Below are 8,942 nucleotides of genomic sequence, written 5' to 3' on the forward strand. Positions count from 1 at the left end.
ATCTCGCTACCATACATTCACTCGTACTACCTAACAGGTATCCGTGTTCAGACAGAGCAGTACACCACAGAGACAGCGCACCTATCCTTCCATCGAGTGCAGGCACACCAGACTACAGCACTGGGTACTGTGACGTTCCACAAGGTGGACACTATGGTGAGCACAGGTATGCAGGTGGTATCGTTCCATAAGGACGACTTGCTACGTACTGAGGCTGTGACATTGGTGAACCCTGACGCTGAGACAGGGGATGCTACAGGCTGGACTGTGACAGCAGGTACACTGGACGTGCGTAACGTTGCGCCGTTGTATCAAGGCTCGTACTACTTCTGGTCAGACAGCAATGCTAACTTCGCTGCGTACCAAGACATCGACCCAATCGGTGGCGGGTACATCACAGCAGGTGAGCTGGCTAATAATGTCATTGAGGCTAAGCTAAGCTGGGCTGCACGTGGTAATACTGACCGAGGTACTGTGTACATCGAGTGCTTGGATGCTATCGGTACAGTGCTAGCGACTACCGACACTACCCGTTTCTCAGGGCACGATACATGGACCCGTTACGGTGACGCAGTGGTGTTGCCTACTGACACCGACACTATCCGTGTCTGGATTGTAGGTACGCTAGAAGCAACGAATGATGTAAACTATTACGTAGACGACATCCAGTTGAATCTGGAAGTACACAATGTTTAGGAGTAGGTAATGGCTATCTTAGATTTTAATACAGGTATCCAGATGGGCTTGGTTGGTGATACCGCTGCCGTAGATGGCAAGGGTACAACCGACGCAAGTAAGATTGGTCATCGTGTCCTTGAGGGCTTCCTCATTGACCGAGTGAACCATCGAGATGAAGTAGCGCACTTGACTTGGACATCCCGCAATGAAGTGTGGGTGTCTTGGTATATGTGGCAAGAGGAGTATGACTTGAACGCAGGGCGTGATGGTCGTGCTGTGATTGCATTCCGTGGTATTGATGCCAGCGGTAGTGAGGTGTACTGGGGAGCTATTGATGGGCAGGCTGGTGCGGCTGACCGTACCGCATCGTTCTATCTGTATGGTGTAGGTGAGAGTCCATCGGATACAGCGTCCGGTACATCCATCATTCAGAACATCGACTTGATGCCATACGATGGTGTGCGTTCTCGTGTAGACGTGCACGTTAAGCTGGACAATGTGAATGGTGAGGTGGATGTGTACATCAACCAGAACTTGGTTGGTAGCTTTGTAGGTGACACTATCCTCAACCCTGACTTAACCACAGTGAGTAACTGCCACTTTGGTATGTTGGGTGAGTACAAATCCGGTCTTATCAATAAGAACAATGACTGCATGTTCAGTGCTGCCTTTGCAGCAGATGAGGACACTGTGCCAATCACTATGGTTCAGAGTGAAGTGAATGCGAATGGTACACTACAGCAGATGACAGGTGATTACACCGATGTCAGCTTGCTTGGTGACTGGGATGATGCGACTAAGGTGACAGCAGATGCCGCTGGTCAAACATCTACGTTCGGTAAGTCAGCCCTGCCTACGCAATATCAAACAGGCTATGAGTTGATTGCCGTGGGTGTGAACTCACGTACTGCCGTAGCATTGGACTACACAATTGCATCGCTAGCTCACGTGCTGGACAATGGCTCCACTGTGAAGGAAGGTACGGAGATTCCATTGGATGACCTATTGCAATATCGCAAGACTATCTTCCACACGGATGCAAATGATAACCCGTGGACTGCCGCAGAGTTTGATGCAACGCAGATTGGATTGAAGGCTAAACTATGATTCCATCAGACAACCACAGTTCCTTAATGACAGCGAGCTTTGACTGGTCAATCGACAGTCGTACTCGCAAAGTCACCACACAGCAGGAGGCGTACAAGTATGACTCACGTCGCCTTGCTCAAGGTGGTGCTGAATCCGCATACCCATACGAGGTGGTAGATACTAAGCTTCGTATTCGTGGACAGGGACGCTCAGTGCGTATCCGCTTCCAGTCTAATGGAGGTAAGGACTTACGCTTGCTGGGTTACTCTATCCTAGGTGTGGACTTCGGTGACTCGGAGGGTAACAGCTAATGCCTAAACGTACACTACTACAAATCGTTAAGAAGATGGCACAGAAGACGGGGTCAGATGAAGTGACCTCTCTGTCTGAGGATTCCATCGAGATTCAAGACATGGTCGATTGTGCATTGGAGGTGTTGGAAGACATCATCTATCGCAATGACTGGGAGTTCTTGAAGGACCGACCTGCTCAGCTTGAGGCTGGCTCTAATGCCATTGAGCTGTCCATCCCTGAGAACGTGCGTAAGATTCAAACCTTGCGCTATCGTTACGAGGATGCAGGTGTGCAGAATTGTTTCCGCACCTTGCGCTACATGTACCCGAAAGAGTTCATGGAACGCTTGCAGAACAACAAGCCAACTGACCCAGACACCACCACTGTGGTTGTCAATGGAGTGGAGTTGTATCCGAAGACTAATCGACATCCACGTTACTGGACATCCTTTGATGAGCAGAACGTAGTGCTTGACAGCTACGATGCAACGCAGAACCCAACGGGTGTTGACGCGACAGACTCAGCAATTATTGCTACACTGTACCTAGACTTCACAGGTAGTGATGCAGACTCATGGGTAGCCCCTATCCCAGAATCCCTGTTCACACTGTGGGAGCAAGAAGCAGTAGCGGAAGCCTTTGTGCAGTTCCGCCAAACAGAAAACCCTAGAGCTGAGCGCCGTTCCCGCCGCACGTATGTACAGCAGATTAAGAAAGAGCCTGTCACCCACAAGGATGAAGGCAGCGATGAGGTAAACTATGGACGATAGACGTTTTAACCGCCAGAAGAAAGCACGCGAAACTAAGATTGGTACTGACAGCACAGGGGCTGAATACTGGCTAGTCCCGTTTAGCGAAGCTAAGGTCGGTCATCGTAAGTTCGTTATCCGTAACAGCAAGAAGCAGGTGCCTGACGCACTGCAAGGTATGTTCACCGATGCAGCTACAGCAGAGCGCGTGTACAAAGCTTACATGGACCAGAGCAAAGCGAAGAAGAAAGCACCAGCCAAGGCTGAGGCAGACGCTGAGTAAAAGTAACTTTCAAATAAACTAGGGGCTACGATGGTAGCCTCTTTTTCTTTAAGGGAATGACTATGCAGATTATGAGAGCGACAGTGGATTGGTTCATTGACAATGGTGGTCCGTCATTAGCTATGGCGCATCTTGAAGAAGCAATGCCAGTGACGGCAGAGAAGAATGAATTTCGTGAAGTGGACTACGCGATGTACGCAGAGTTGGAGATGAGTGGTAGCTTGCTAGTGCTAGTCGCCATTGATGATGAGAACAACAATGAGTTCGTCGGCTACGTAGTAGGCACTGCCTCCCCATCTATCCACAACCGTGGCTATTTTGAGTTTAGTACCACTGCGTTTTATACTGTACCTCACGTGAGAGAACAGGGTGTAGCCCGTCAACTCTTTGAAGCTTTGCAGGCAGTGTGCCGTCAGAGCGGTGTGGCTGAGATTAACTACTCGGTTAGTGAAGGACAACCTATGACCCATGAGGTAGTCAAGAAGTTAGGACTAATCAAGTCCGAGACAATGTACTCAATGAAGGTGAAGCATGAGTAAAGCAGTACGATTTATTGGTGGCGCGGTTCAAGTAATCGCGGGTATCTACACTGCCAACCCTGCACTGATTGCCTCTGGTGTAGGTTCCATCGCAGGTGGTATTGCCGAGCAGAAGCGTGAAGACGCAGCTAAGCAGGCAGTACAGGAACAGCGTAAAGCTGTAGCCATCAACAATGCACAACAAGCAATTCAACGACAACGGCAGATTCGACAAACCATTGCAGAGGCTCGTGTCCGACGAGCATTGATTCAATCCCGTGGCTTCGAAGGTGGACCAGCAGGTGCAGGCGATAGCATCTATGGCGATGCAGCCTCAGCTATTGGCGCAGCTAATACTCAACAAGCAGCAGCCTTCGGTATCTCAGCAGCACGTAACCGTGCAGCAATGTTCGGACTAGAAGCACGCAGCTCTAATGGATGGGATGCGTTCGCTGGTGCAGCCAACTTGTTTGGTCAAGGGTACTCAGCATACAAGGGTGGTCAGTTCGAAGGTCTGTTCGGTGGTGGCACCACTGATACAGGTCGTACATCTGACTTTGGTCGAAGTGGTAACAACAGCGCGAACTTCCTTGAGTTCGGTGGAGCAGTGAGTGGAGGTCGCTAATGGCTGGCGAACTAAACCTAGACACATATCAAAAACTACTAGCTGAGGACAATGCACCGGAGCCTAGCTTAGAGAGCTACATGAAGATGCTCAACGCAGCGCCGCCTCGTGGTCCAGTGACCGATGCTCGTTACACAGGGCAGGCAGCTATGATTGCTGGCAACCCATACGAGATTGAGTCGCTTGCTATGGCAGCAGCTAGCGGTGACACCAAGCTATACCGTAGCCAACAGGCTATGAGCTGGTATGACGACCGTGTCCATGACGCACACACCCAACTACAGCAAACACAGTTCGGTAGTGCTGAGGCTATGCTGGGTGCAGCTCAGTTACAGTCTGACCGCATCCGTATGCTTCAAGATGCTAAGAGTCATCCACTTGCAGACGAGGTGGCATACACCACTAACGCTGCATACAAGGGCGACCCAGAGGAAATCACACGAGCAGCCGTTGACCTAGCCTTGGCTAATGAGATTGGTGAGCTTGCTGAGAGTACAGGCATCGGTGAGAAGATTGCCGAGTTCGGTTCGTTCATGATTCCATTCAAGTACGCAGCAGACATCGCAGACATCAATGAACAGATTAGTGCCAACCCACAGCTAGCCGAGCTAGCAGGGGAAGACCTAGAAACTATCGTTGGTGCATGGAAGTCTCTGCCACCAGAGCGCCAGCTTGCTTTGGTCAAGCCATTGAAGGAAGCCATCATGAAGGCGACTGCTTCGTTTGGTTGGACAGATGGTAACGCCACAAAGACAGCAGGCTTGCTTGCTCAGTTCTTTGAGGTGGACCCAGCAGCAGCTATTAACTCTGAGTTCGCAGAAGACATCGTGTTCGGTGTCGTTGACGTTACACCAGTCGGTGCCATCCGTGGCTTGAAGCCAGTGGAGAAACTACGTCACGCTAAGATTATCCGCAAGGTGGCTGAGGATGCAGTGGCAGACACAGGCGCAGCTAAGGTTGCAGCCCGTGCAGGTGATAAGGAGTCAGCAGCCAAGCACACTGTGGCATCCCTAGTGGATGACAACACAGCGGCAGCATTGGGTACTACCCGTGATGATGCAGCAGCTAGTGCGCTACCGCTTGAGACTAGCGAGTGGTTCACTCGTGTACTAGATGATGACGAACTACCAGCAGCAGTGGCAGATGAGATGAACAACATGTTCGCCATTGCCAATGGCTTTGCTCGTACCTTGAAAGAGGAATCGGGATTGATGCAGGTAGGTTTGCTGAACCGTTCGGAACGTAACCAAGTGGTCCAGTCTTTCTTCGAGAAGATGGAGGACGTAAGCGAGGAGTACCTAACCGAAGGCTTGCACATGGACAACTTGAAGTTGGTGGATGAAGACGCGAAGGGCTTCACCTATCAGTACACGCTGCGTGATAAGTCACGTCCAGTGGCTGAGGGTGAGAAGGAACGTCTCATTGTTCGTAGCGGTAAGGTGAAGTTCAGCATCAATGATGTGACTGGTACTTACTCTGCGACAGTGGAAGGGGCATCAGCTCAGAACTTCTTCGGTAACATCCTATCGCCAGCAGCATGGTCCCGTCGTACAGCAGAGGGTGACTTCAACTTAGAAGTTAAACGAGCACTGCAATCAGACGACTTGGCTGTGGCTTACCAAGATAAAGTTGGTGCGTTCTTGGACTGGGCATCTGAGCCAGTAGCAGGACTGACCCAAGGGAAAGCGCGTGAGCGCGTCTCTGCGGTGCTTCAAGCAGGTGATGAATGGGTTAACCCTCAGACACAGGTAGAAGGCACTGTGTTCTCGCCTACGGAGCTAGCAGCAGGTGTTAATACACCACTAGGTAAGATTCACTTGACCGACCCACGTGAAGTGGAAGCGTACTACCGCTACCGATTGTATGGAGACGCTACGTTCATCAACGAGGACTTTGTCCTACGTCGTGAGAAAGAACTAGCAGGCATGAAGGACATCAAGCTTCAAGGGCTAGAGGATGGCGGTCGCGCAATTGGTAAACCTTTCGAGGACTTGAGTTCCGCACTTGGTAGCGTGCGCGATAAGCGTGGTCAAGGGGTGTGGGATTCTAAGATTGGACGTACAGTAGACATCACAGATGACTATGTGCGCAAAGTGTATGATGAAGGGGATGTGCTGGTACGACTAGAGAAGGACTGGAACACCAAGGGTACTGGTGAGTTGGACTTGTCCGGTGAGTTCGTGCAGTACGCACGTGTGCAGAAGGATGCTATCAGTGAAATGCCTGACCGTATCCTAAACTACCGCTCTGGTTACGTGCCTAAGATTAACGAGGCTCGCTTCGTTGTATCTCAACGTATGCCTAAGATTGCCCGTGGTCGTCCGAACCTAGCAGGCTCTCAAGCACTACGTGCATTCGACAGCTTGTCAGATGCTAAGGCATTCCGTGAGGAGCAGATTGCTCGTTGGATGGAGAAGCATGGGTCTGACCGTGCAGCGGCAGAGCAAATCTTCCCAGAGGTGGACCTACTAGATGAAGGTCTAGGAGCTGCCCGTCTTGAGGAAGCAGTGGGCGCACACACTGGTCTGTATCATGGTACTCGTTCGAAGGACAAACTACTGTTCGGTCTATCGGGACAGGAGCTATCACGAGTGAACCCACTTGAGGCGTTCCAACGTCACAGTAAACACCTAGGTCAGTTCATCTCCCAGAACGAAGTGCGTATCGGACGTGAGAAGCGTTGGCTTAACACAGTACGTCAGGAGTTCCCTGACATTCCTATCCGTGGCTTTGAGGATACACCGCTGCCTAACACACCGAAGGGTAAAGCAGCAGAGCGTGTACGTCGTGTCATCCGTGAATGGAATGGCATCCCTTCTCGTGAGGAGGAACTATCAGATGCAATGTGGCAACGCCTACATGACTGGGCTTTGAATGGTGCACGTCGCTTTGGCTACGCAGACAAAGAGAGTGTCAAGTCTATCCAGTGGTTCCGCACTAAAGACCCATACGCTTTCATGAAGACCGTCGTGATGCACAACCTACTAGGTGTGTTCAACATTGCTCAGCTATACACACAGGCTTCGGCTATGTCTGTAGCACTAGGTAAGTTCCCTGCTAAGTTCGCACCTCGTGTCATTAACGACATGGCGTGGATGCACGTGCTAGATAACATCGTTGACGACAAGATGCTTGGTAAGGTGTACAACATCCTGTTCAACGGGAGAGCAATTGATGAAACTACGAAAGCTACTTACGATGCTTTCCGTCGCACTGGACTTAAAGAGGCGGTGTTTAATAACTCGGATATGGCTCGTATTGGTTCTCACGGTCTTGGGGTTACTCGTCGCATTCTTTCTAATGCTGACAATCTTTCTCTTATGTTGTACCGCAGCGGTGAGCTGGCTGCTCGTCGTGCTACCTTTGCGGCTGAGTTCCAAAATTGGATGCGCACAACTGGTAAGAAAGTTCCGTCAGACCTTGAGCTGTCTGAAATTCTGGAAGAAGTGAACAAGGACATGCTAGAGCTTGGTCCTGCCAACCGTGCCTACTGGCAAGGCGGTAGAGGTACAGGTGATGTCCGTCAGTTGATGGGTGTTGCATCTCAGTTTATGCAGGTAGGTGCCAAGACAATGGAGCTGGCTACCAAGGGTGTAGCTAATGGTGGTTTTACTAACCGTCAGAAAGCACGCATCTTCCTGTCACAGCTAGCCATGTTTGGCGCGGCAGGTGTACCACTAGGTGGTTTGATTACTCAGGCTATCACATCAGGTCTAGGTATCGAGCAGATGCCAGAGGAAGCAGCAGAGCTAGCGAACCAAGGCTTCGTTGGCTTTGGTCTACGTGCCATGCTAGGTGACGTTGAAGTGAGTGACCGCTTTGCATTAGGCGCACAGACTACTCAGATGATTGAGGACATCATCACTTCGGATGACCCGCTATGGATTAAGGCACTAGGTCCAGCAGGTAGTGGTGTATTCGGTCGTGGGTGGGATGCGTTCCAACAGCTACGTCCACTGATGAATGCTGACTGGGGACATGAGGGTATTGTCACAGAGGATGGGCTAATGCTAGCAGCATCTGTACTGGGTGAGATTCCTTCTTCCGGTCGTAACTGGGTGAAGTATTGGATGATGAAGAATCACCATGCAATCATTGACCAACGTAAACGTGTGTTGATTGATGCTAGTGATAAGGGAGGCTTTGATTCTCGCACTGAGATTGGTCGTCTGCTAGGCTTTACACCAACAGCAGAACAGAACATGCGTATGCTACAGCTAGACCAGAAGGCTGTGGATGAGATGGTCCAAGACTACGCTAACTACCGTGTGCAACTACTGCATCGAGCTATCTGGGAGTTTAAGCTAGACCCTCAGACAGTGGTGGCAATCGAGGAAGCACACAAAGTTATGGACCGTACCATCCCTGACTACATCAAGACTAAAGGTCGTGAGCTAGTGAACAAACGAATCTACGGACCTCGTCAAGAGTCGAAGGAAGATGAGTTAGTTAAGAAGTTCCTACAGCGTACAGCACCAGATAAGATTTCTGAGGACTTCATCTTAGACAGTAATGCTGAGTTAAGCACCTCAGTGAAACCTATTAGCCAACCGTTCCGTAACATCTTGGGCGGTTCTCAAGTCCCACAGGAGGATGAATAATGGCAGGCGGTCCTTTCCAAACAAGCGGCAACAATGCTGGCGACCTAACACCTGTTAACTTGCAAGGGGGCTTCACACCAGTTGCCCCTAAGTCTAACGATGCGGT

At 50.6% G+C, this 8,942-nt stretch carries 8 protein-coding genes; all 8 read left to right on the top strand.

The features are described 5' to 3' along the window. On the top strand, positions 1-191 hold a 191-nt coding region (locus ABMA70_RS15710), incomplete at its 5' end, for a hypothetical protein (protein ID WP_393022297.1). Positions 192-267: 76 nt separating this feature from the next. Continuing rightward, complete coding sequence (locus tag ABMA70_RS15715; protein WP_393022300.1) at positions 268-696, top strand: hypothetical protein; 429 nt, start codon at positions 268-270, stop codon at positions 694-696. Between the two features lie 9 nt (positions 697-705). Beyond that, positions 706-1,785 (top strand): hypothetical protein, encoded by a 1,080-nt coding sequence (locus ABMA70_RS15720; RefSeq protein ID WP_393022303.1) that lies wholly within the window; start codon positions 706-708, stop codon positions 1,783-1,785. A gap of 292 nt (positions 1,786-2,077) precedes the next feature. Next, the gene (locus ABMA70_RS15725; protein WP_393022305.1) at positions 2,078-2,830 is read left to right on the top strand and encodes a hypothetical protein; all 753 of its coding nucleotides are present in this window, start codon (positions 2,078-2,080) and stop codon (positions 2,828-2,830) included. Continuing rightward, entirely contained in the window at positions 2,820-3,092 is a 273-nt protein-coding gene (locus ABMA70_RS15730; RefSeq protein WP_393022308.1) for a hypothetical protein, read from the top strand. The genes ABMA70_RS15725 and ABMA70_RS15730 overlap by 11 nt, the downstream gene beginning before the upstream one ends. Positions 3,093-3,154: 62 nt before the next feature. Continuing rightward, positions 3,155-3,631: a GNAT family N-acetyltransferase gene (locus tag ABMA70_RS15735; protein WP_393022311.1), complete on the top strand. Its 477-nt coding sequence runs from the start codon at positions 3,155-3,157 to the stop codon at positions 3,629-3,631. After that, positions 3,624-4,235, top strand: a complete 612-nt coding sequence (locus ABMA70_RS15740; RefSeq protein ID WP_393022313.1) for a hypothetical protein — start codon at positions 3,624-3,626, stop codon at positions 4,233-4,235. The genes ABMA70_RS15735 and ABMA70_RS15740 overlap by 8 nt, the downstream gene beginning before the upstream one ends. Next, entirely contained in the window at positions 4,235-8,836 is a 4,602-nt protein-coding gene (locus ABMA70_RS15745) for a hypothetical protein (RefSeq protein ID WP_393022315.1), read from the top strand. The genes ABMA70_RS15740 and ABMA70_RS15745 overlap by 1 nt, the downstream gene beginning before the upstream one ends. Positions 8,837-8,942: the final 106 nt, after the last annotated feature.

It is taken from the genome of Halobacteriovorax sp. XZX-3, from assembly GCF_043196495.1.
Classification (GTDB): Bacteria; Bdellovibrionota; Bacteriovoracia; order Bacteriovoracales; family Bacteriovoracaceae; genus Halobacteriovorax_A.

Excerpts from the sequence above, each read along its gene's own strand:
- ABMA70_RS15725 (WP_393022305.1), top strand. The coding sequence starts at position 2,078 with ATGCCTAAACGTACACTACTACAAATCGTTAAGAAGATGGCACAGAAG.
- ABMA70_RS15745 (WP_393022315.1), top strand. The coding sequence starts at position 4,235 with ATGGCTGGCGAACTAAACCTAGACACATATCAAAAACTACTAGCTGAG.
- ABMA70_RS15730 (WP_393022308.1), top strand. The coding sequence starts at position 2,820 with ATGGACGATAGACGTTTTAACCGCCAGAAGAAAGCACGCGAAACTAAG.
- ABMA70_RS15735 (WP_393022311.1), top strand. The coding sequence starts at position 3,155 with ATGCAGATTATGAGAGCGACAGTGGATTGGTTCATTGACAATGGTGGT.
- ABMA70_RS15740 (WP_393022313.1), top strand. The coding sequence starts at position 3,624 with ATGAGTAAAGCAGTACGATTTATTGGTGGCGCGGTTCAAGTAATCGCG.
- ABMA70_RS15720 (WP_393022303.1), top strand. The coding sequence starts at position 706 with ATGGCTATCTTAGATTTTAATACAGGTATCCAGATGGGCTTGGTTGGT.